At 49.8% G+C, this 24234-nt stretch carries 18 protein-coding genes; 9 read left to right on the plus strand and 9 right to left on the minus strand.

Going from position 1 to position 24234, the window contains the following annotated elements:
• The 5 genes from BFP76_RS14790 to BFP76_RS11985 form a co-directional block, all read right to left on the minus strand.
• The coding region (locus BFP76_RS14790) for a beta strand repeat-containing protein (protein WP_099594139.1) at window positions 1-3502 on the minus strand (3502 nt) is incomplete at its 3' end.
• A 399-nt stretch (window positions 3503-3901) separates the two neighbouring features.
• Window positions 3902-4636, minus strand: a complete 735-nt coding sequence (locus BFP76_RS11970; RefSeq protein ID WP_099594143.1) for a helix-turn-helix domain-containing protein — start codon at window positions 4634-4636, stop codon at window positions 3902-3904.
• 101 nt (window positions 4637-4737) lie between these two features.
• Complete coding sequence (locus BFP76_RS11975; RefSeq protein ID WP_099594145.1) at window positions 4738-6450, minus strand: bifunctional sulfate adenylyltransferase/adenylylsulfate kinase; 1713 nt, start codon at window positions 6448-6450, stop codon at window positions 4738-4740.
• Window positions 6451-6570: 120 nt separating this feature from the next.
• The gene (gene trxB / locus BFP76_RS11980) at window positions 6571-7512 is read right to left on the minus strand and encodes a thioredoxin-disulfide reductase (protein ID WP_099594147.1); all 942 of its coding nucleotides are present in this window, start codon (window positions 7510-7512) and stop codon (window positions 6571-6573) included.
• 194 nt (window positions 7513-7706) lie between these two features.
• Window positions 7707-8126: a DUF7282 domain-containing protein gene (locus BFP76_RS11985; protein WP_099594149.1), complete on the minus strand. Its 420-nt coding sequence runs from the start codon at window positions 8124-8126 to the stop codon at window positions 7707-7709.
• A gap of 115 nt (window positions 8127-8241) precedes the next feature.
• Between BFP76_RS11985 and BFP76_RS11990 the strand changes: the two genes are divergently transcribed.
• The 5 genes from BFP76_RS11990 (at window position 8242) to BFP76_RS12010 (ending at window position 13393) form a co-directional block, all read left to right on the plus strand.
• Window positions 8242-9183: an alpha/beta hydrolase family protein gene (locus tag BFP76_RS11990; RefSeq protein WP_240514051.1), complete on the plus strand. Its 942-nt coding sequence runs from the start codon at window positions 8242-8244 to the stop codon at window positions 9181-9183.
• 200 nt (window positions 9184-9383) lie between these two features.
• Complete coding sequence (locus BFP76_RS11995; RefSeq protein ID WP_099594310.1) at window positions 9384-9878, plus strand: Lrp/AsnC family transcriptional regulator; 495 nt, start codon at window positions 9384-9386, stop codon at window positions 9876-9878.
• An 81-nt stretch (window positions 9879-9959) separates the two neighbouring features.
• Window positions 9960-11063 carry a hypothetical protein gene (locus tag BFP76_RS12000; RefSeq protein WP_099594151.1) on the plus strand — a complete coding sequence of 368 codons (1104 nt, stop codon included), beginning with the start codon at window positions 9960-9962 and terminating at the stop codon, window positions 11061-11063.
• A 67-nt stretch (window positions 11064-11130) separates the two neighbouring features.
• The gene (locus tag BFP76_RS12005; protein ID WP_099594153.1) at window positions 11131-12231 is read left to right on the plus strand and encodes a hypothetical protein; all 1101 of its coding nucleotides are present in this window, start codon (window positions 11131-11133) and stop codon (window positions 12229-12231) included.
• Window positions 12232-12445: 214 nt separating this feature from the next.
• Window positions 12446-13393 (plus strand): hypothetical protein, encoded by a 948-nt coding sequence (locus BFP76_RS12010; protein WP_133117433.1) that lies wholly within the window; start codon window positions 12446-12448, stop codon window positions 13391-13393.
• A gap of 9 nt (window positions 13394-13402) precedes the next feature.
• Here BFP76_RS12010 and BFP76_RS12015 read toward each other — a convergent pair whose 3' ends face one another.
• Genes BFP76_RS12015 through BFP76_RS12030 form a run of 4 tightly spaced genes read right to left on the minus strand, consistent with a single transcriptional unit; the run spans window position 13403 to window position 17957 of the window.
• A complete protein-coding gene (locus tag BFP76_RS12015; protein ID WP_099594157.1) occupies window positions 13403-14803 on the minus strand; it encodes a pyridoxal phosphate-dependent decarboxylase family protein in 1401 nt (466 codons plus the stop codon).
• 9 nt (window positions 14804-14812) lie between these two features.
• Complete coding sequence (locus tag BFP76_RS12020; protein ID WP_099594159.1) at window positions 14813-15730, minus strand: c-type cytochrome; 918 nt, start codon at window positions 15728-15730, stop codon at window positions 14813-14815.
• A 58-nt stretch (window positions 15731-15788) separates the two neighbouring features.
• Window positions 15789-16781 (minus strand): KpsF/GutQ family sugar-phosphate isomerase, encoded by a 993-nt coding sequence (locus tag BFP76_RS12025; RefSeq protein WP_099594160.1) that lies wholly within the window; start codon window positions 16779-16781, stop codon window positions 15789-15791.
• A gap of 60 nt (window positions 16782-16841) precedes the next feature.
• Entirely contained in the window at window positions 16842-17957 is a 1116-nt protein-coding gene (locus BFP76_RS12030; protein WP_099594162.1) for a dimethylsulfoniopropionate demethylase, read from the minus strand.
• A 190-nt stretch (window positions 17958-18147) separates the two neighbouring features.
• Between BFP76_RS12030 and BFP76_RS12035 the strand changes: the two genes are divergently transcribed.
• Genes BFP76_RS12035 through BFP76_RS12050 form a run of 4 tightly spaced genes read left to right on the plus strand, consistent with a single transcriptional unit; the run spans window position 18148 to window position 24231 of the window.
• Complete coding sequence (locus tag BFP76_RS12035; RefSeq protein WP_099594164.1) at window positions 18148-19452, plus strand: O-acetylhomoserine aminocarboxypropyltransferase; 1305 nt, start codon at window positions 18148-18150, stop codon at window positions 19450-19452.
• Complete coding sequence (locus BFP76_RS12040) at window positions 19449-20243, plus strand: alpha/beta fold hydrolase (RefSeq protein ID WP_099594165.1); 795 nt, start codon at window positions 19449-19451, stop codon at window positions 20241-20243. The genes BFP76_RS12035 and BFP76_RS12040 overlap by 4 nt, the downstream gene beginning before the upstream one ends.
• The gene (locus tag BFP76_RS12045; protein WP_099594167.1) at window positions 20240-22591 is read left to right on the plus strand and encodes a 3-hydroxyacyl-CoA dehydrogenase NAD-binding domain-containing protein; all 2352 of its coding nucleotides are present in this window, start codon (window positions 20240-20242) and stop codon (window positions 22589-22591) included. The genes BFP76_RS12040 and BFP76_RS12045 overlap by 4 nt, the downstream gene beginning before the upstream one ends.
• Before the next feature lie 11 nt (window positions 22592-22602).
• Entirely contained in the window at window positions 22603-24231 is a 1629-nt protein-coding gene (locus BFP76_RS12050) for an acyl-CoA synthetase (protein WP_099594169.1), read from the plus strand.
• Window positions 24232-24234 lie beyond the last annotated feature (3 nt).

Raw genomic sequence — 24234 nt, forward strand, 5'->3', positions numbered from 1 at the left:
CTGTTGTGATTGTGTCATTGCCGTCACCGCCAAAGACAGTGTCCAGATCATCAGATGGGTCCGCATCAACATCATCGGTTGCTGGGTTCAAGCTATCGCCTGCGTCGATTGTATCGTCGCCCAAACCACCGTCGATTTCATCATTGCCGTCGCCACCAATGATGCTGTCATTGCCAGCACCACCGCTGATCGTGTCATCATCGATGCCACCATCAATCGTGTCATTGCCAGCACCACCATCAATGCTATCGGCGTCATCACCAGTAAAGATGCTGTCATCGCCCAGACCACCGGTTACAGTGTCCAGATCATCATTTGGATCCTCACCAGGTGTGCCATCAGGAACACCAGGGCCAGAGCCATCTGTTGAATCGATCACGTCGTTACCCGCGCCACCGTCCAGCGTATCATTCCCGTCACCACCATAGATGGTGTCGTTTTCATCGCCAGCCAGCACGCTATCGTCGCCGTCACCCGCATTGACGATGTCTTCGTCGCCAGTTGGGCCTGTGCCATCGTTATTGTCGATTTGCTCGCCGTCAAATGGATCAACATAAGTGTTGTCGATCACATCATCGCCAGATGTACCCTGTACCGTGCCATCGGGGGCCAGGATCAGGTTTTCAATCGCGTCAAAGTTCACAGTGTAAACATCACCAGTGCCCGGATCAGTGATCGTTGCCACACCAGAGAAGCCGCCATTGGCGTCATCGTCATTTGACAAGACAACATCAGCAGAGGTTACACCAAAGCTGGACAGATCAAGCGTATCGCCGTCACCACCATTGGTTGGATCAACCCCACCTTCGTCACCTTCGCCACCGAAGATATCGAATGTTGATCCATCAACCGCATCGCTTGTGTCCAAAATGAACACATCATCGCCGTCGCCACCAAAGGCCGTGTCGCCCGCGCCAACAACGATATCATCGTCATTGCCACCGCCGAACAGAACGTCAGCACCTTCGCCGCCATCGATTGTATCGGAACCATCGCCACCGTCGATTGTGTCTTCGCCAGCGCCACCGATCAGGCTGTCGTTGCCGGCACCACCGTCGATGGTATCATTGTCGATGCCACCGTCGATTGTGTCAGAGCCTGCACCGCCATCGATGCTATCTGCATCATCGCCGGTAAAGATCACATCGTTGCCGTCGCCGCCAAATACTGTGTCCAGATCATCGTTTGGATTTGGATCGGTTGCGTCGGGTAGGTTGGATGCCTCTGGTCCTGTGGAATTGATGATGTCATCACCAGCGCCACCTTCGATCAGGTCATTACCATGGCCGCCGATGATATTGTCGTCACCGTCGCCACCAGCGATGCTATCGTCATCAATGCCACCATCAATGGTGTCATTACCTGTGCCGCCATCAATTGTATCGGCGTCATCACCGGTTGCGATGCTATCATCACCTGTGCCACCAAAGACAGTGTCCAGATCATCGGATGGGTCCGCATCAACATCATCGGTTGCTGGGTTCAAACTATCGCCTGCATCGATTGTATCGTTGCCAGCACCACCGTCGATCAGATCATTACCATGGCCACCGATCACGCTGTCATCACCGTCGCCTGCATTCACGATATCATCGTCAATACCTGCATCGATCACATCGTTGCCTGTGCCACCATCAATGCTATCGGCGTCATCACCGGTTGTGATTGTGTCGTTACCGGCACCACCAATAACGGTGTCCAGATCATCAGATGGGTCCGCATCAACATCGTCGGTTGCTGGGTTCAAGCTATCGCCTGCGTCGATTGTGTCATCGCCCAGACCGCCATCGATCACGTCATTGCCGTGGCCACCGATGATGCTGTCATCACCTGCGCCGCCTTCAACGCTGTCGTCATCAATGCCCGCATCGATCACATCATTGCCGTCGCCGCCATAAACCGTGTCAGCGTCGTCACCTGTTGTGATTGTGTCATTGCCGTCACCGCCAAAGACAGTGTCCAGATCATCAGATGGGTCCGCATCAACATCATCGGTCGCTGGGTTCAGGCTATCGCCTGCATCGATTGTATCGTCGCCCAAACCACCGTCGATTTCATCATTGCCGTCGCCACCAATGATGCTGTCGTTGCCCGCGCCACCGCTGATCGTGTCATCATCGATGCCACCATCAATCGTGTCATTGCCTGCACCGCCATCAATGCTATCCGCATCATCACCGGTAAAGATGCTGTCGTCGCCAGCGCCTGCAAAAACGGTGTCCAGATCGTCTGTTGCATCGTCGATACCATCGTAATCTGGGTCGTTTTGGTTGCTGGTGTCGATCACATCGTTTCCAGAACCCGTTGTAATTTGATCGTTACCTTCGCCACCCACAACGGAAATACCGTCGGTGCTGGCAGAACCGTCAAGTGTATCATCTTGATCTGTCAGGATAATTTCTTCGATTTCGGAGAATGTCGCCGTATCGCCATTGTTGGAAACTGTGCCGGCTTCGTTACCTGTATATGTAACGTCTGCACCGTTGCTCAGACCAGACAGGTCCAACACATCTGTATCAGTGTCGCCAGCGTCTTCACCACCAACGATTGTGTCTGTGCCAAAGCCATCAGCCACAACAAATGTATCGTCGCCTTGGCCACCATCAAGTGTGTCATTGCCAGAATCCGTTAGCAATGTATCGTTATCGGCGCCACCATAAAGCGTGTCATTACCCGCACCACCAGACAATGTATCATCGCCTGCTTCACCATATGCGGTGTCGTCATCCAGACCTGTATCAACCGTGTCATCACCGTCGCCTGCGCGCACGTCATCCTGGTTGTCACCTGGAGTGACCGCGTTGAATTCCAGATCACCAACACGAATGGCAGCGTTGCCAAACAATGGGTCGGAGTTACGGTAATCTAGAACGATTTGCGCAACGGGTCCTGCGATTTCCACCATGACGAAGGCTTCGAAATCGGATGCTTCTGTTCCTTGCGCATCGGTACCAGATCCTGAAACTGTATTTGGATCGACGAGTGTACCGCCTGTGAAAACGATCGGTACTTCGTTTCCATCGGCGTCATAGGCGTGGATTTCTACTTCATCCGTAAACTGATTTGCGAATGAATCCATGTCGAACAAGCCGAAAACAACGTTGTTGACTTCGCCTGTGGTGCTCGCTGCATCGGTGGTGGAAAAATCGAAGGTCAGCGTTGCAGTATCGGAGCCAAAACCGCCACCACCTTGTAGGTGGATCGAAGAGTTATCATCAGCACCGTTATAATTATAAAGCTGATCACCGTTTTCGATGGAGGCTTCGCTGAAGTTTGCGCCAGGTGTAACGGTAACGGTGACTTGTGTCGTACCTGTTGTGGCGGTTAGCGTTGTGAAATCTTGTTCATCGTTGCCTTGGTTATCCCAAGAAATACGTTGCAGCGCCGTTTGACCCTGATTGTTATCAAGGCTGTCAATTGAATCGCCGTTAAAATCTGAAAAACCTGAGCCGGTTGTTATTGTATCGTTACCGGATGTGCCTGTTACTGTACCGTCAGCCATTTAATTACTCTCCACCTAAAAACATTCTTAAACGCGTACAGAATCCGAAAGCCCCTCGGTTTCGCCGCCTTGCAGGTGAAATAAGGGTTCAAAAACACACGTGCAACCCAATCATCCCATTAATCGGGACAAACTTGGTATTGCTTGGGTTTTGATACGCGGTTTTCTGCAACCAATACGATAGCGATGGCGAAAGTTTGCTGGTTTTTGGATTGTTATTCAAAAAAATTTTCAAGAGTTGTGTTCAATTGTGACAATAAAAAAAATTCCATCATATTGTTTTTAAACGTTTATTTTAAAATATCACGGTTTGGGCATGTTGTTGCCATGTTTGGCATCGCAACGTCTAAACTTTTTCCCAAAAAAATGTGAAAAATGCATAAATTGGTTAAAAATGAGTTAACGATCTAGTCCAAAAGGATAGGTTGTTAACCCTAGGTGATCCAAAGTCGCGCCAAACTTTGGTGCAATGCGCGATAAAATGTGATCTTGGGGTTTTACGGATGGCTTTTGTTTAAAAACAATTGCGCCATAATGTTTGTCGCGATCATTGAACGGAAACGCGAAATAGGGCGAAATTGCCATTGGTCCTTGTTTGCGTAATTCAGTCAATGTCAGACGATGTTGACCGGTGGTAATTTCGTTGCGCTCACCCGTATTTGCCCGTTGAAGATAGGCATCCAAATGCCGCACTAATAATTCTGGTGGCAAGATAAGCTGTGCCATTAACGCCAGTGGTGACATAACCAATGACTGATGCGTGTCCAAATCGTAAGAGCGTTCGGTTTTATCCAACGTATCGAAAATCCCGATCTCGCTGAAAATACCAATTTCGGCATCTAGGTCATATTCGCTGACAAAGGATTTTATGGATGGGCCAACGCGTTCAACAATACGATGCGCTGATTCAACTGCAATAAATTCACGTGAGAACAATGATGTAACTTGATATGCATGATCAAACAAGCGGGGCCTGATCCAGCCTTTGCGTTCCAATACTTGGGCCGCGCGATGGGCCGAACTGCGCGGAATGCCCGTGTTCGCGCTCAGCTCGTTCAAGGATATCGGGCCTGATAACATCACGGCCTCAAAAACATCTAGGATGCGTTCGGTTGTGCGGGTTTTTGTTGGCATTGGGCAAATTTATTCCGTGTTACCGCCACAGTATATGTCGCAACAAAAGAAAAGCCATCCCAATTTGTGGGATGGCTTAAATTCAGCGGATGTTGACCAATTTATCCTTTGATCAATCCCATGCTTTCCAGTTTCAAAATCACCTGATGGGCACAGTTATCCACATCAACATTTTCCGTTTCCACAGAAAGCTCTGGATTTTCAGGCACATCGTAAGGGTCTGAAATACCTGTGAATTCTTTGATCTTGCCCTCGCGTGCCAGTTTATACAGGCCCTTGCGATCGCGGCGTTCGCATTCCTCGATGGATGTTGCAACGTGGACTTCGATAAATGCACCATGTGCCTCTACGTCTTCACGCACTGCGCGGCGCGTGGTTGCATATGGCGCGATCGGTGCACAGATTGCGATGCCACCGTTTTTGGTGATTTCAGATGCAACATAGCCAATACGACGAATGTTCAAATCGCGGTGCTCTTTGCTAAACCCAAGTTCGGACGACAGGTTTTTACGCACCAAATCACCATCCAGCAATGTCACAGGGCGACCGCCCATTTCCATCAATTTCACCATCAACGCATTCGCAATGGTGGATTTGCCAGAACCAGAGAAACCAGTGAAGAACACGGTAAACCCTTGGTTTGCACGTGCAGGGCGCGATTTGCGCAATTCTTCAACAACCGTTGGGAAAGAGAACCATTCAGGGATTTCCAAACCTTCGTTCAAACGGCGGCGCAATTCTGTGCCTGAAATATTCAGGATGGTCACGTTGTCACGATCTTCGATTTCATCATTTGGTTCGTATTGTGCGCGTTCCTGCACATACACCATATGTTTGAAATCAACCATTTCGATGCCCATTTCCTCTTGATGTTCACGGAACAGATCCTGTGCATCATAGGGACCATAAAAATCTTCGCCTTGGCTGTTTTTTCCTGGGCCTGCATGATCGCGGCCAACGATGAAATGTGTACAGCCGTGGTTTTTACGGATCAAACCGTGCCAAACCGCCTCGCGAGGGCCGGCCATACGCATGGCAAGGTTCAACAATGACATGGATGTGGTGGATGATGGATATTGATCCAAAACCGCCTCGTAACAGCGCACGCGGGTGAAATGATCAATGTCACCTGGTTTGGTCAGGCCAACAACAGGGTGGATCAACAGGTTTGCTTGGGCTTCTTTTGCGGCGCGGAATGTCAATTCTTGGTGTGCGCGGTGCAATGGGTTGCGGGTTTGAAATGCAACCACACGGCGCCAACCCATTTTGCGAAAATAGGCGCGCAATTCATTCGGGCTATCGCGACGCGCGCGGAAATCATAATGTACTGCTGGCTGAATGCCGGTGATTTTACCACCCAGATAAACCTCACCCGCGGTGTTATGCAGATAATTTACCGCCGGATGTGCGATGTCATCTGCACCAAAAACTTTTTCCGCTTCTTTGGCTTTGTCTGGGGCATAGATGTCAGATACATCCAATGTCGCCAAAATCACGCCTTCTTGGTCGCGCAGAGCAATTTTTTGCCCCTTTTTCAACGCATCGGCAAATTCCTGTTTCACATCCAATGTGATTGGCATTGGCCACAATGTGCCGTCGGCCAGACGCATGTTGTCAACAACACCGTTGTAATCATCTTGGCCCAAGAAACCTTGCAACGGGTAAAAACCGCCATTCATTAATAATTCAAGGTCGCAAATCTGGCGCGGTGTCAAATCCCAAGATACAAGATCACTCGCCTCCAATTTTAATGCATCGGCTTGGTCGAACGGTGCGTAAAGTTCGGGTACTGGCAACAGGTTTTCAGCGGTCATTTTGTGTCTCTACAATAAAGAGTTGAAATCTGTGGCCTGACATACAGTTTGTTCTGCAAATTACAAGTTATCACATGCATTTGAGAACAAAGTTGCGCCTTCACGCCACAGTGTTGGAAATTATTCTTCACCAGCCAAGAAACGCTCGGCTTCCAGTGCGGCCATACAACCCATACCCGCAGAGGTCACCGCTTGGCGGTATTTGTGATCGGTCAAATCACCTGCGGCAAACACACCAGGGATGCTGGTTTCGGTGCTGTCAGGTTTGGTTACAACATAGCCACCCATATGGGTTTCAAGCGTGTCCTTGACCAATTCATTGGCCGGCGCATGACCGATGGCCACAAACACACCCTTACAAGGAATTTCGGTGATTTCACCCGTTTTGGTGTGTTTCACTTTGATGCCTTCTACGCCCAATGGCATATCTGTGCCGGTCACTTCGACCAATTCATGAAACCACAATGGTTCGATCTTGGGGTTCTTTTCCAAGCGATCAATCAGAATTTTTTCCGCGCGCAATTCATCTCGGCGATGTACCAATGTGACCTTGGATGCAAAATTGGTCAGGAATAATGCTTCTTCCACGGCGGTATTGCCGCCACCGATAACCACAATTTCCTGATCGCGATAGAAAAAACCATCACATGTCGCACAGGCAGACACGCCAAAACCTTTGAATTTTTCTTCGGTTTCAAGGCCAAGCCATTTTGCCCGCGCACCTGTGGCCAAGATCACCGCATCGGCGGTATATGTCGTGCCGCTATCGCCTTTGGCGGTAAAGGGGCGTTTGGACAGATCCAGATCATTGATAATATCGCCGATAATTTCTGTTCCCATTGCCTTGGCATGGGCTTCCATGCGGATCATCAAATCGGGGCCTTGGACCTCTGTGTCACCGGGCCAGTTTTCAACCTCGGTTGTGGTGGTTAGCTGACCACCAGGTTCGATGCCTTGTACCAAAATGGGTTTCAACATGGCACGGCTGCCATAAACGCCAGCGGTATAACCCGCAGGGCCTGATCCAATGATAAGTAGTTTGGTGTGACGTGTATCAGCCATAATTCGGAATCCCTTACGTAAATCGTTTGGGAATATATAGCCACGCCAAACCGTAAGGGAAAGGTACGAATACCCGTTATGCAAAATCGTATGATCACATGGCGGTGTGGGGCTGTTTACAACGAAAAACTGGGCTGCTTTGGGGGAAGCAGCCCAGTTCCTGACGTGTTTATCTATAGGGGGTACAGATAAATTTACTTGGCAGTCACAACACTCATTACCAATTTGCCGTCAACCTTGATTGGGCCGTCTTCTTTGGCGCCCAATGTATATTCAAAGATGCCTGTTTTCATGCCGCCTTCTTCACCGTGCAACATCAACATCATCATTTCGCCGGATTTCACTGGCTCTTGCAAAATTGCTTTCACATCGGTGTTTTTACCTTTGCCAAGCGGGGCATAGCCGATCACGGGGCCAGGTTTCATTTCCGCATCGGTGCGGTGAACCACCAACCAGCCGTTGGCTTCTGCCATGATTTCATCGGCAACAACCGTGCCACCCGATACATCTTGGTCAACGCCTTTGACGCCCATCATGTGATGACCTGCAAATGCAGTTGTCCCGATTGCGGTCGCAGCGATCATGCCCAATGTCATTGATTTAAATTGTGTCATAATTCAATTCCTTTCCTAATCCCAAGGCCCGTCATTTTTGCGGGCTGTATTGCATCCACGGGGGTCGGGCGGGAAAAGTTTCAAAATTTTTGAAAAAAACTGAAATTTATTTCAAATGGCGTTTAACCCAACGTTATGGGTGCATTTTGAACCAGAGCATCATTTAATCGCATCATCGCTATCAAACGATGGGTTGGTCATGCAAAACGTTGAAACACAAGAACGCAAGATTCAAACAAGCGATGGTGTGTCACTTGCAGGCACAATTTATCGCGGCGAAAATCCAACGATTGCCATTCTTCTGTCGGCGGGCACAGGATTTCCACAACAGTTTTATCGCAATGCCGCACGTCATTTGGCGGGCAAGGGCGCGGTTGTGCTGACCTATGATTATCGCGGCATTGGTGGTTCTGCCCCTGATGATCTTGCGAATTCATCCATTGATTACCCCGACTGGGGGCGTTTTGATCAACCCGCCGCACTTGATTGTTTGGCGGATCAGGCACCCGATTTGCCTATTATGCATCTGGCCCATAGTGTGGGCGGCCATTTCATCGGGCTTATGCCCAATCACGGGGCGATCAAACGCCATGCGTTTGTATCGGTTGGCACTGGATATTTTGGACATCACCACAAATCCTATCGTATGACCGAAATGTATTTCTGGTGGGGGATTGGTACAATTTCGCTTGCGATTTACGGCTATGTAAAACCCATATTGGGTTGGCGTGGTGGGGCGCTCCCACCCAAACTATTCAAAACATGGCGCCGTTGGAGCCATCGCAAAGCTTATTTTTCCAGCGAATATAATTCATTGATGAACCCACAGCATTACGCGGATGTCACAGCCCCGATGCAAACATGGGTATTTTCCGATGATCCCGTCGCCACAGAAAAATCATCCGCCGCGATCCTTGCCTGTTATTCAAACGCACCACACAAAATTCTGCGCCGTTCCCCGTCAGATTACGATCAATCCCACATCGGCCATGACGGCGCATTTCGCAAAGGGCGCGAAAAAATTTGGGATGAATGTTGGGATTGGTTTGTGGAATAATATCCGCGCTGACCGTTCAATAATCACGACATTTGCAAATCGTATCATGCAAAAGGTGTCCGCCACCTGTCTCCCGCATGTCCGCCATATGTCCGACGGTTGTCCCACAGGGCTGTTGGCTTAGATCATTACCCAAATGTGAAATATTCTTGCGCTGAGCGGGTGGATTGGGTTATGGTTTCCAAAACATGGGGGCACAGATGACTGGGCATCGTTTAGACAATATTGATCGCAAAATAATGGCAGAGCTTCAGGCCGATGGGCGTATGACCAACGTGGAATTGGCCAGCCGTATCGGCATTTCCGCGCCACCCTGTTTGCGCCGTGTTCGTGCCTTGGAAGAGGCTGGTTTTATCAAAAATTACCACGCCTTTGTTGACGCAAAATCACTGGGATTTGACGTGCAAGTTTTTGCAATGGTGGGGTTGAATTCACAGGCCGAACCCGACCTCGCGCTATTCGTGGAAAAATGTCAATCTTGGCCCTTGGTGCGCGAATGTCATATGCTCAATGGCGAGATTGATTTTATCCTCAAATGCGTGGCACCCGACCTGTCCACATTCCAAACATTCTTGACCGCAGAATTGACGGCCGCACCCAATGTGGCATCGGTGAAAACCTCGCTTGTCATTCGCGTGGCAAAGGATACACCAGGGGTTCCGTTTGAATATGTGAAAGAACTCCCCGAGGGGTAATCGCCCAAACGTAGTTTCTAAAAAATACAATAATGACAATAGGATAACGCAACATAACATAGTAAAAGAGAGTATTAAATCATGGCCGCATTTTACGACACCCCCGATGGTAGTTTTCGCTTTTATGGTGATTTTGTCTATGACGATGACGGCTTGCCAGTGTCAGGAATTTTGACACGGGTCATTGGATATTCTGTCGATGGTGGAAATCGACAATCGGTTTCACGCATTACCGATATCTCCTTTGATATTGCGGATACGCCGGGAATTACCCAAAACGTACCGTATTTTTATTTATCGCGCACACAAGACGCTTCACTGTCATTTTTTAACAATGCAGATGAAACAATATACTTGGATCACGCATATACGATTGGCGTTGATACAAGTTTTGATACCGTCGATCGTGCAATCATTAATCGCGCGATGGACAGCGTGGTGACATTGGAAAATATAGAAAGTTTTACCGGCAACAAACTTCAGGACAGTTTGGTACGGATCCAAAACGGTGTTGATCTGGTTTCTGTACAAGAATCCGACAATGTGCGGATACATGGCGGGGATATGCGTGAATATGTTTTGGTCTATGACAGCACCGATGTCTATGTATCCACGGGCTTGGGCGCACAGGGCGAAGGATCATCCAACTTTGCCGTTGTGAGCCTGCGCGGCGTAGATGATTTTCGCGTGAACGGTAGCGGTGATACCGAAAATGTATATTTGGTAGATTATGAAGATACGGACGCAAATGGCGATCCTGTAACGCGGGCAACCGAAAACGGAGTTGTCTTTACACGCGACGGTGACGACAATATTTGGACCGAGGGCGAAGGCAACCGTATCTATGGCGGTGATGGCAATGACGATTTTGCCATCAGCGGGGGAACAGACAAACTTTTCGGCGGATCAGGCGACGATCATTTTCAATTCATTTTAGGCGCCCAAGATTTTTCAACACGCATCAGAGATTTTGACGCAAACGCTGATTATCTTTCGTTCTATTCACCTGGCGGTGGGTTTTATAATGCACAGGAAGCCTATGATCTGTTCTTGGAAAATGCGGTGCAACGTGGCGGCGATGTGATCGTGCGCATTGAGGATAATCGTATCGTTCTGCATGATACTTCAATGAATGATATTGATGTCGATAATTTTATTTTTGGAGCGCCGATAGAAGCAGGATAAATCAACGAATACATCCTGCGATTTTCATTTAATTTCAATCCTCTCAAAGTCAATTAGGAAATAGAATATGCCAGATTTTTACGAAACCCCAGATGGTCTGCACCGATATTATGGTGAATTTGTTTATGATGAATTTGGCGTACCAGTGTCGGGAATGATCACTCGTGTGATTGGATATTCTGAAATCGACGGTATCACTTCGCCTGTGTGGCGTGCGACAAATCTAAGTGTCGAAATCGGTGATCATTTAGATGAATTGGAAAACGATCCTCAGTTCTGGCTCGCACAAAACGATGGGGCATCGCTTTCGGTTATTGACTTTAGTGTTTCGCTGTTTGGCTTTGACCTTGGTGAAACAAGTGATGTGCGTTTCAAATTGGATGGAACGGGTGAGTTTTTGATTGATGGCGGCGTTGGAACCAACATTATTGCAAACGGTACTGACAGTATTTTTGTTCGGGAATTTAATGATACACGCATTAAACTTGGCGACGGTGATTCATACGTTCAGGCAAGTGATGGTCAGGGTATCCGCATATTGGGTAGTGATGGCCAAGACCAAATTCGGGTGGCGTCCTCCTCTGATGTTTACATTTCGACAGGGTCGGCCACCACAGATGGTGGCTCAACTCCGTTAAACCAAACAGGCGTGTTTGGTTGTGATGATTTTCGCATTGTTGGCGGAGATGAAATTGATTTCATCTATATAGATGCCGATTACGAATACGTGGACGACGAGGAAATCCCGACAAACGCAAGCACCAACGGGGTTGTTTTCGGTGGTGATGGCGACGACATGGTCAGCTTGATTGATGGCGATGACATTCGTATTTTTGGCGGTGATGGTCGCGACCAATTTGTCATCGCTGAGGGCAGTGCAAATATATTTGGTGGCGCAGATGCAGATTATTTTCAGTTCAACATGAATGACAGCAATTATTCCGTACACATCAAAGATTTCGATGAAACCGAAGACGTCGTTGTATTTTATGAATCCGATGGCCCCGCCATCAGCGCACAGGCCGCATATGATCTGTTCATGGAAAATGCATTTGAACGCGGCGCCAATGTTATTACCACCTTTAATGGTAATCAAATCGTGCTGCACGACACATCGCTTGATGATCTGAGCGTTGATAATTTCTACGATTCAGGGCCGATTGGTTAAGGCAAAGCATTCATAAATTCAAAAGGATAAACTGTTGATTACATATTACGAAACCCCAGATGGCCTTTATCGATATTTTGGCGATTTTACCTATGATGAATTTGGCATGCCGATATCGGGAATGATCACACGGGTGATTGGATATTCTGAAATCGACGGTATCACTGCGCCTGCGTGGCGTGCAACAAATCTAAGTGTCGAAATCGGCGATCATTTGGATGAATTGGAAAATTATCCCTATCTGTGGCTCGCGCAAAACGAAAATGCATCGCTTTCGGTTTACGGTGATTTTAGTGCAGCTGCGCCGTTTGATTTAGGCGATGCAAATGGCGTTCAATTAAGAATGGATGCAGGTGCAGACGGGATAATTAATTTTGGTCTTATTGGCGGCGTGAACAGCAATATTTTCATGAACACGCCTTTACATGTTCGGATAGAAGATGTGGCAGAAACACGCATAAAAATTGGCGAGAATTCTTCTTTCCTTTCCGTCATTGATTCTGAGAGTATCCGCATTCTTGGTGGTGATGGTCGAGATTCGATCGGTGTGAGCTTATCTTCGGATGTTTACATCTCCACAGGCGGCGGAGCCTTGCCAGAGCCATTCACCCCTCACAATGAAACAGGCGTAGCTGGTTGTGATGATTTTCGCATTGCTGGTGGCGACGTAGCGGATTTCATCTATATCAATTCTTATGCTGAATACATCGATGGTGAGCTTGTCGGAATAACAACCAGCAGCAATGGCGTTGTCTATGGTGGCGGTGCCGATGATACCATATATCTTGAAAATGGCGAAGACGTTCGCATACTTGGCGGCGAGGGGAGCGATGATTTTTTGATCGACGAAGGCACCTGTAATATCTTTGGTGGTGCAGATGCTGACAGGTTTTTGTTTACACGTGATGCTGGCGATTACGATGTCCGGATAAAGGATTTCAACGTCGATGAGGACTGCGTCGCCTTTGATTATGATATCAGCTATGAAACAATTACAGCCCAACAGGCGTTTGATTTATTTATGGAAAACGCGTTTGAGCGTGGCGCAAATGTCGTCACAACAATTGATGGCAACCGCATCATTTTGCATGACACATCGCTTGATGATCTGAGCGTCGATAATTTTTGTGATACCTTTATCCCCAGAGGTGTTGACGGTTAAATCTTGGGATTAACCCCGCGCCAGTTCCACGATCACATCATACGCAAGCATCACATCGTCGCGCGTGCAATCGAATTGCCCCGCTTGGAAACGGATGCAAAATTTGCCGTCATGTTTGGTTTGGGTCAGATATATCCGCCCGTCATCATTGATGCGTTCCAGCAATGCCGCCGTGGCGGTATCTGCATCGCCACCTGTGGGCGTATATTGGAATGTGAACAGGGAAAACCGACAATCGGTTGTGATGGTAAAGTCTGGCTCATTGCGCAATTTATCCGCCAACATTTCCGCCCATTTGATATGGTTGCGAATACGTGTACGCAACCCGTCCAGCCCATATGCGCGGATCAGGAACCAGATTTTCAATGCACGAAAACGCCGTCCCAACGGCACCGTCCATTCGTTGTAATTCGTCACCTCATCCGCGCCTTGGGTTTCTAGAAAACTGGGGCGAATGCCCATGGTTTTAAGCTGTGGCGCTGGGTCGGACAGAAACTGAATCGAACAATCAAATTGCGCACCCAGCCATTTATGCGGATTGAAAACGATGCTGTCGCAATCATCGACACCCGCCCAGATATGGCGAAGCTCGGGACAAATCATGGCCGATCCCGCCCATGCAGCATCCAGATGGGTGTATAACCCTTCGGCCTTGGCGATTTTGATCAGCGGGGGCAGGTGATCACAGGCACCAATGGATGTGCCCCCCGTGCACATGATTAATCCTGCGGGGGTGTAACCCGCCGCGCGATCCGCATCAATTGCATCCTGCAATGCATCGGCGCGCATGGCGTGGTTTTCATCTGTTGGGATACGCACCAGATTATCCTGACCGATGCCCGCAACCCATGCGGCCTTGTCCACGGATGTGTGCACCTGTTCGGATGTATAAATCCGCAAGCGGGGCGTGTTTGATAACCCCGTTGTGTTGCCCTGAAAATCGAGTGCGCGTTCGCGCATGGTTAATACGGCGGACAGGGTTGCGGATGATGCGCTGTCTTGGATCACGCCCACAAATCCATCCCGCAAGCCAAGCGCTTGGCGCATCCAGTCGACCATAACGGTTTCTACTTCGGTCGCGGCGGGGGATGTTTGCCATAACATGCATTGTGCCGCGATCGCATTGGTGAGCTGTTCAGCGATCATTGATGCGGGGGCAGCATTGGCGGGGAAATACGCAAAAAATCGCGGGTGCTGCCAATGGGTTAAACCATCGGGAACAATCCGTTCAAAATCCGCCATGATCACATCCATATCAGCTGGTGCATCAGGGGGCGATTGGGGCAAGCGTGCGGCGATATCACCAACGCTGGTTTGGGCGCGCACGGGTTGATCGGGCAGGGTGGAAAAATAGCGTTCAATCCACGCCGTCGCCCGCGCGGTCCATTTGCCGTAATCCGAATATTTCATGAATGATCCTTATTGGCGCGGTTGGCTGCGTTCGAGTGCTGGCATCGATTTCAGATACGCCGCAATCGCTGCGCGATCCGTATCGGGCAGTTTCGCCATATTTTCAACAACAGATCCCATTGATCCGCCAACCACATCAAATTCGGGTGTGAAACCTGTGGCAAGATATTCGGCGATTTCGCCTGCTGACCATGTGCCAAGCGCATCATCATGCTGGGTAATATTGGGGATGAACCCTGGGCCATCTGGGTTTGGTGCACCCGACAGCCATTTGGATAACTGTAACCCGCCAATCAAGTTGCGCGGCGTGTGGCATTCGGCGCAATGTCCCGCACCCTCGACCAAATATTGGCCTCGTGCGATTTCTGCATTGTCGCTAGGTTCCATGACGGCATCTGATTTGAAAAACAAGAATTTCCACAATCCCAGTCCGCGGCGAATGTTGAATGGAAACCCAACATCATGCGCGGCACTTGGCGTGGCGGATACGGGCAGGGTTTTCAAAAATTCGTAAAGATCGGCAATGTCTTGGGGTTCCATGCGCACATAGGATGTAAATGGAAACGCGGGATAATAATGTTTGCCATCTGGCGACACACCACGTTGCATCGCATTTGCCAGATCAATCAGTTCCCAATCTCCAATGCCCGCGTTTGGATCAGGTGAAATGTTGGGCGCAATGAACGTGCCAAAATCGGATGCAAAATGTTGGCCACCTGACAGGATGTTTTTATCATCGCCCTTGGCATCAGGGGCTGCATGGCATGAATTGCAACCACCTGCGGCAAAAACCATTTCACCGCGTGCCACATCGCCCGACAGGTTTTCAAAATCCGCCGTATCAACATATTGCGGAGCCGACAGGAACCAAGCCGTGATTGCACCAATCAAAGCCAAGCCAAACAGGATGCGGAAAAGTTTTTTCATGATCTTTGTATGGCGCGTATTTCAATACCGATCAAGTGTGAGGATCGTGAAACCCGCGCTAGGCCACGCCCGCAGATAACAATTGCAGCATGGTGATCAAACCAACGGGTTTGCCCCCATCCAATACAAATGCCGTGGAAATTTTGTTTTCTTGCAACACGTATAATGCATGTGCGGACAGTTGATCGGACGTGAAACAGATTGACCCGCGTGTCATGATTTCATGCGCTTGCGTTTCCCACATCGCCTGTTTCATCGAACCTTCGGATTTGGTGGTGATATAGCGGCGAATATCGCCATCGGTGATGATCCCAACCAGCGCACCAGCATCATCAGTTAGCCCAACAACCCCAAATGATTTTTCACTGCTTTTGCCCAGCACATCAATGATGGGGGCGGATTGATCACATAAGGGAAGCGTATCACGGGTATGCATGATTTCACCCACAGGGGTGAGCACCGCGCCAAGTTTGCCCCCTGGATGAAATTCGCGAAATGCAGCGGTGGAAAACCCCTTCATTCGTAGCAATGTCACCGCCATCGCATCACCCACGGCCAATTGTACCAAGGCCGATGTGGTGGGCGCCAAGTTGTGCGGACAAGATTCAGTTACTTTGGGCAGCACAATCGCAATATCGGATTTATCAGCAAGTGTTGAATTTTTTGAGGCTGTGAGCGCAATCATCGGCACATAATAGCGTTTGGAATATTCCAAAATGTCCGATAGCTCTTGTGTTTCACCCGACCAAGACAGCAACAGCAAAACGTCATCACCGTGGATCATGCCCAGATCGCCATGGCTTGCCTCTGCGGGGTGGACAAAATAGGAAGGCGTTCCTGTGGATGCAAATGTCGATGCCAACTTACGCGCGATTTGCCCGCTTTTGCCCATGCCGGCCACGATCAATCGCCCCTTCATGTTGTAAATCAGATCAAGCGAGGCTGCGATGGATTTCGCAAGAGTGGTATCATCCAGCGCGGATTGAAATTGTTCCAATCCGCTGATGTTATTGGTGATGGCGTTGCGAATGTGATTGATTGTATCGGACATGGGGGCAATCTTTAATTGGTTACGCCAATACGCCTAATGATTGCATATAATAATTGCAAATTATTCGCGCAAAAACGGAATGTCACAAACAACCGCTTCGCGCTGAACATTATCCAATGTCACCAAAACCGTGGTGCCGTTTTCCTGTGCCGCCACATCCAACATGGCAAAGGCCAGATTGCATTTGAAATCAGGGGAATAAACCGCGGTGGTGATAAATCCAACCTTTTCCCCATTAATGAAACAATCCACGGGGTTTGACACGGGTTGGGCGGCATCGCCACTGATTTTCAAACCTTTCAGGCGGGCATAGCCCCCTGCGTCGCGTTGCGCCAATAACGCATCTTTGCCGATAAAATCATGTCCGCTATCAAGCGAAATGAATTTTTCCAAACCTGCGTTGAGCGGGGTATCATCCGATGTCATATCGGTACCAAGGCTTAACAACCCGCCCTCGACCCGTTCGATTAAATTGGGGCAACCTGCACGCAAATTATAGGGCGCACCCTTGGCCCAGATCGCATCCCACAGATCATTGCCCAATGAAAAATCATCCAGATAAATTTCAAATCCACCCTGTTTAGACCAACCAGATCGCGCGATGTTTAATTTGCGCCCCATAAATTCATATTGGGCAAAGCGGAAAAATTTAATATCGCGGATGGATTCACCAAACACATCGGCCATTAAATCCTCTGCCATCGGCCCTTGGATCGCAAGCGGGGAAACATCGGGCTCGCTCACCTGCACATCCAGCCCCAATCCAGTTGCCAAACCCGCGGCCCAATGGATCAAATCACTGTCAGCGACGGAAAACCAAAACAAATCATTGGCCAAGCACAATGCAACTGGATCGTTGATAAATTTACCGTCTTTGTTGGTGATGGGCGCGTAATAACACCGTCCCGGTTGTGCATTGGTCAAATCGCGCGCTGACATCATCACCGCCAATTTGCGTGCATCCGGTCCGTGTAATTGCACCTGTCGTTCGGCGGATACATCCCAAATCTGGGCATATTGTTTCAGATGCGCGGCGTCCTCTTCCAGCGAATTATAAACCACAGGCAAAAACATGTGGTTGTAAATGGTAAAGGCCGAAACGCCGTTTTCCACCACACGATCCATGAATGGTGTCGTGCGCAGGCGGCGTGTTGGAAAAATCGGTGCACCTGTCATAATCATCCCCTCCGATAGTTGCAAAATGCGTAGCGGTGAAAATTTCCCACCGCAATTAAAATTTGCTTATTTTGAATTCTAAAATCATCTTTTTGGCAATCCGAAATGGTATTCCCCGATTGACACTTCTTTGCGAAAAAAACAGGATGCGCGCGATTAAGCGGTTCACATCGCAACGGGAGGATATTTCATGAGCGGCAAATATAAATTTGACACGCTAAGCCTGCACGCAGGCCAAAGCCCAGACGCACGCCACGGTTCACGCGCTGTGCCAATTCACCAAACAACGTCATATGTGTTCCAAGATACCGAACATGCATCCGCATTGTTTAACCTAGAGGTCGGCGGCCATATCTATTCTCGCCTGACCAACCCAACGGTTGCGGTGTTGGAACAACGCCTTGCCGCGCTTGATAACGGTGTTGCGGCGGTGGCGGTGGCGTCGGGGATGTCGGCGCTGTTTTTGACCGTGTTGGCATTGTGCTCTGCTGGCGATCATATTGTTTCATCATCCCAAATGTATGGTGCGAATATCAATCTGTTTGAACACACGCTGTCGCGTTATGGGATTGAAACCACATTTGTCGCCCCCAATGATCCCGCTGCGATTGGGGCGGCGATCAAGCCAAACACCAAAATGGTCTTTGGCGAGGTGATTGGCAATCCGGGCATGGATGTCATGGACGTGCCCGCCGTGGCCAAGATTGCAAATGATGCAGGCGTGCCCTTGGTGGTTGATGCCACATTCAACACACCGTGGTTATTAAAACCCATTGATCAGGGTGCAAATATTGTTATTCATTCCCTGACCAAATGGATGGGCGGGCATGGCATTGCGCTGGGCGGTGCAATCATTGATGGCGGTAATTTTGATTGGGGTCAAAATGATCGTTTCCCAACGCTCACAACCGCACATTACGCATTCAAAGGTGTAAATCTGTGGGAAGAATTCGGCCCCGCCGCGTTTAGCATGAGGGTGCGATCAGAGGGCATGTATAACGTTGGCCCATGTCTGTCGCCAACAAACGCGTTTCATTTGCTGCAAGGGATTGAAACCCTTGGCATGCGTATGGAACGCCATATGAATAACACCGCCAAAATGTTGGAATTTTTGCAATCCCACGATCAGGTGGCATGGGTGAAACACCCAAATCTGCCCGATCATCCCGATCATGATGTGGCCATGCGTTTGATGCCCAAGGGTGCTGGTTCCATCATCGCCTGTGGCATCAAAGGTGGGCGCGAAGCAGGGCGTGCGTTCATTGAATCAGTTGAGCTTGCATCGCATCTGGCAAACGTGGGGGATGCCAAAACTCTGGTCATTCACCCCGGTTCCACAACCCATTCGCATCTGACACCAGAGGCGATGAAAAACGCAGGCCTTAGCGAAGACATGATCCGCATTTCTGTCGGGTTAGAGGACATCGATGACATCATCGATGATTTCAAAAATGCATTGCGTGTTGCGGGCAAGGTTGCAGGGGGTGCAGCATGAATTTGAAAATCAATGATCATGATGTTTTTGTCTCCACTGGGGGGCAGGAATTTAACCCCGATGAAAACGTGCTGTTGTTTATCCACGGTTCTGGTCAATCGCATCTGACCTATGTTTTGCAAGGGCGGTTTTTGGCCAATCGGGGCTGGAATGTTTTAACGCCAGATATGCCCGCACATGGGCATTCGGATGGTGCACCCTTGACCAGCATCACCGATATGGCCGATTGGTATGCATCCGTGCTGGATGCCGCTGGCGTAAAAACCGCCACGGTGATTGGCCATTCCCAAGGGTCGCTTGTCGCGATGGAATTGGCACGGCGTCATTCGGCGCGGGTTGATAAATTGGTGCTGATGGCATCGGGTTTGGCGATCCCTGTGAATGATGCATTGCTGGATATGGCCAAAAACAACCAAGACGCCGCCATTGGTGCGATGATGGATTGGGGGCATGGCCCCGATGGGCATATGCATGATCACACCATGCCCGGGCAAAGCCATATGATTTACGGCTCTGCCGTGATGCGCGGCAATGTGGCGGGGGCATTATTTGCCGATCTGTCGGCCTGTGCGGCCTATCACGATGGCGCGGCTGCCGCGGCAAGCATTGGCTGCCCGACGTTATGTATCCTTGCGGGTAAGGATAAGATGACACCGATCAAAGCGGGGCGCAAAATGCACGCGGCGATCAAGGGTGCAAAATTGATCGAGCTGCCCGATGCAGGGCATATGTTAACGGGTGAAAAACCGTTCGAAGTAAACAAAGCATTGCGGGAATTTTTAAACACATGACACAACTGGATTTCAACCGTATCGCCGTGATTGGTGCGGGCACAATGGGCAGCGGCATCGCCGCGCAAATCGCCAATGCTGGGCAAAAGGTCTTGTTGCTGGATTTGCCCCGCGATGATGATCGCAATGGCGCGGGGAACGACGCCATCAAGCGGTTGTTAAAATCTGATCCCCCCGCATTGATGGATAAATCACGCGCTGATCTGATTGAAATTGGCAATATCGAAGATGATTTTAACCGCCTGTCCGAATGTGATTGGATTGTCGAGGCGATTGTTGAACGCCTGCCGTTGAAAAAGGCGCTTTATCAACGCATGAACGATGTGATCAGCGATACATGTGTGGTCACATCCAACACGTCCACCATTCCAATATCCTTGCTGGTCGAAGATATGGATGTGAATTTTCGCAAACGTTTCGCCATCACCCATTATTTCAATCCTGTGCGTTATATGCGCCTGTTGGAATTGGTGCGCGGTGCGGATACCGCACCCGATGTGATGGACCGCCTGTCGCGCTATAACGACGAGGTTTTGGGCAAGGGCGTTGTGCCCTGTAACGACACCCCCGGTTTCCTTGGCAATCGTGTGGGCGTGTTTGCATTACAGGTCGGCATGGACGAGGCGGCGAAATTGGGTTTGCCGATTGAACATGCCGATGCGTTGATGGGGCGCCCGATGGGGATTCCGAAAACGGGTGTTTTCGGCCTCTATGATATGATCGGTGTCGATTTGATGGCCGATGTGGTGGATACGCTCGGTGCGATCTTGCCCGCCGATGATGTGGCACATGCGGTTGGCTGGCCACAAAACCCAATGCACGCAACCATCAAAGACATGATTGCAAACGGGTTCACGGGGAACAAGGGTGCCGGCGGGTTTTATCGCGCTGATAGCAATCAGGCGATGGATATCGCAACGGGCGAATTGCGCCCCCGCATTGATGAATTGCCGACCAAGGCAATCCGCGCCGCCGATGATATGCTGGCGGGGCGTGAAACGCTGCATAATTTGTTGGATGACAGCAATCCTGACGAAACACTGCAAACCAAATTTTGCCACTCATTTCTGGCACGCGTGTTGTGTTACGCCGCCGATTTGATCCCAACGGTGACGCACAGCCCGCAAGACATTGATGATGCGATGAAGCTAGGTTTCAACTGGATCCGTGGGCCGTTTGAAATGATTGATGCGCTGGGCGCGGATATGGTTGCACAATTGGCGACAGAGGCGGGATTGGACATTCCCGCAACGATCATCGCATCCCAACAGTTCGGCCCGTTTTATCACGCAGAGAATGGCACATTAAACGTGCGGGTTTTCAAAACGCTAACCGATCATGCCTATGCGCCGATTTCATTGCCAGATGGCACCATCCGTTTTTCAATGATGCGCCAAACCATGGAACCGATTGCCAGCAATGCATCGGCCAGTCTGTTTAAGCTGGACGGTGATTTGCGCTTGGTTGAATTTCATTCCAAGGCCAATGCATTAACGGGTGCATCAATGGAAATCGTGGCGGCGGCTGCGAAAAACCACGGTGCGGGTATTTTGGTGCATAACGATGCCCAACATTTTTCCGCAGGCGTTGATTTGAACCATTTCCGTACATTGATCGAGGCCGCCGATTGGGATGGTATTGATGCATTTTTGAACGATTTCCAACAGGCGGTGAAAGCGTTGAAATACGCACCCGTACCGGTGATTGGCGCACCATCAGGTCTTGGCCTTGGTGGCGGGTACGAGGTTTTGGCGCATTGCGATAAATTGGTCGCCCATTCCAATAGTGTGCTGGGGCTGGTCGAGGCATCGGTGGGCGTGATCCCATCGGGTGGCGGTGTGAAAGACACGATGTGGCGTTGGTATCAGGCCACGGGTGATTGGGAACGCGCCGCGTGGGAAACATGGATGCAAGTCGGTTACAGCCAAACGGGCAGTAGCCCCGAAACATCCGCCCGTTACCAATATTTCCTACCCACTCGCGATAATGCGGTGATGAACCGCGATAAACTGGTGGCACGCGCCATGGATGAATTGCAAAACATGGCCGATGGTTACACACCACCAACCCCACCAGAATTCCAATTGCCGGGGCGGGCGATTTTACAAAAAATGTCGGATTTCATGGATGATGGTATCAAAAAGGGATGGTTTTTCCCCCATGATAAAACCGTGGCCATGACGGTTGCGACAATCGTGGTGAATGTTGACGGTGATGAACCGCTCAACGCCAGCGAACAGGATATGTATGATCGTGAACGTGCGGCATTCATCACATTGGCCAAAACACCAGAAACCCTTGCGCGGATCACATCAATGTTGGACGATGGCGCAGTGGTGCGCAACTAGGGAGGACGGGCATGGATTATACCGCCGATAAATTCGATGTGTTTGAAAAAACACCTGCGAATTATGTGCCTTTGTCGCCGCTGTCATTTTTGCCTCGTGCCGCGCTGATGCATGGGGATCGCAAATCAATCATTTATGGTGATCGCGAATATACATGGGCGGATACATATCGCCGCTGTCGTCAAATGGCATCGGCGCTGACCCAGCGTGGAATTGGTAAAAACGATACGGTTGCGATTGTTGCCGCCAACACCCCTGAAATGGTCGAAGCGTTATGGGGTGTGCCGATGGCAGGGGCGGTGTTGAACACGATCAACACGCGCCTTGATGCAGATACGATTGCCTATATCCTGAACCACGGCGAAGCGCGCGTTTTGATCATTGACGCCGAACTATCCCCCGATGCGGCGCGTGCATTGGAATTGATCGGGCGTGACGATATTTTGGTGATCGATATTCTCGATTTGCAAAATAGCGATACACCACGCCGTGTTGGTTCCACCGATTATGAAACATTCATCGCCAGCGGTGATCCCGCATTTGAATGGTCGCTGCCCGATGATGAATGGGATGCGATTGCGCTGAATTACACATCTGGCACATCTGGCCGGCCCAAGGGTGTGGTGTATCATCACCGTGGTTCATATTTGATGTCGATGGGTACGATTTCGGATTGGTCGCTGCCGCAAAATCCAAAATACGTTTACGTTGTGCCGCTGTTTCATTGCAATGGCTGGGGGCATGGGTGGACGATGGCGGCACTGGCGGGGACAATCGTGTGCACACGGGTCGTTTCGGCAAAGGTGATTTACGATGCGCTCGCAGATCATGACGTGCGTTATTTTGGTGGCGCGCCGATTGTGTTGAGCATGATTTTGAATGCAACGGATGAAGAACGTCGCGAATTACCCCACACAGTAGAGGTGATGACCGCAGGCGCCCCGCCACCCGCCGCCGTTTTGCAAGGGATCGAAGAATTGGGTTTCAACGTCAGCCATGTTTATGGCCTGACCGAAACCTATGGCCATACGGTGATGTGCAATTGGAACGACAATTGGGATGATTTGGCGTTCGATCAAAAGGCCGAAATCAAATCGCGCCAAGGGGCGGCAATGGTGATGATGGAAGGCCAGCGCATTGTGTCAGATGGTGATATTGATAATGCGCCCGATGGCGAACATATGGGCGAGCTTATATTACGCGGGAATACGGTGATGAAGGGGTATTTGAAAAACCCCGATGCCACACGCGAAGCGTTCGCAGATGGTTGGTTTCGCACCGGTGATCTGGCAGTGATGCATGATCGCGGATATGCCCAGATCAAAGATCGCCTGAAAGATATCATTATTTCAGGTGGCGAAAACATTTCATCGGTCGAGGTTGAGGGTGCATTGCATCGCCATCCAGCCGTTAGTTTGGCCGCAGTGGTTGCCAAGCCCGATGATAAATGGGGCGAAGTCCCCTGTGCGTTTATTGAGTTGAAAGACGGGGCAAGTGCCACCGCTGATGAAATCATCGCGTTTTGTCGTGAACATCTGGCGGGGTATAAACGCCCCAAACATGTCGTGTTCTGCACATTGCCAAAAACCGCGACAGGTAAGATACAAAAATACGAATTGCGAAAAATGATCCCAGAATAAATC

Origin of the sequence: Paramylibacter kogurei, from assembly GCF_002742285.1 — a bacterium.
Taxonomy (GTDB): domain Bacteria; phylum Pseudomonadota; class Alphaproteobacteria; order Rhodobacterales; family Rhodobacteraceae; genus Amylibacter; species Amylibacter kogurei.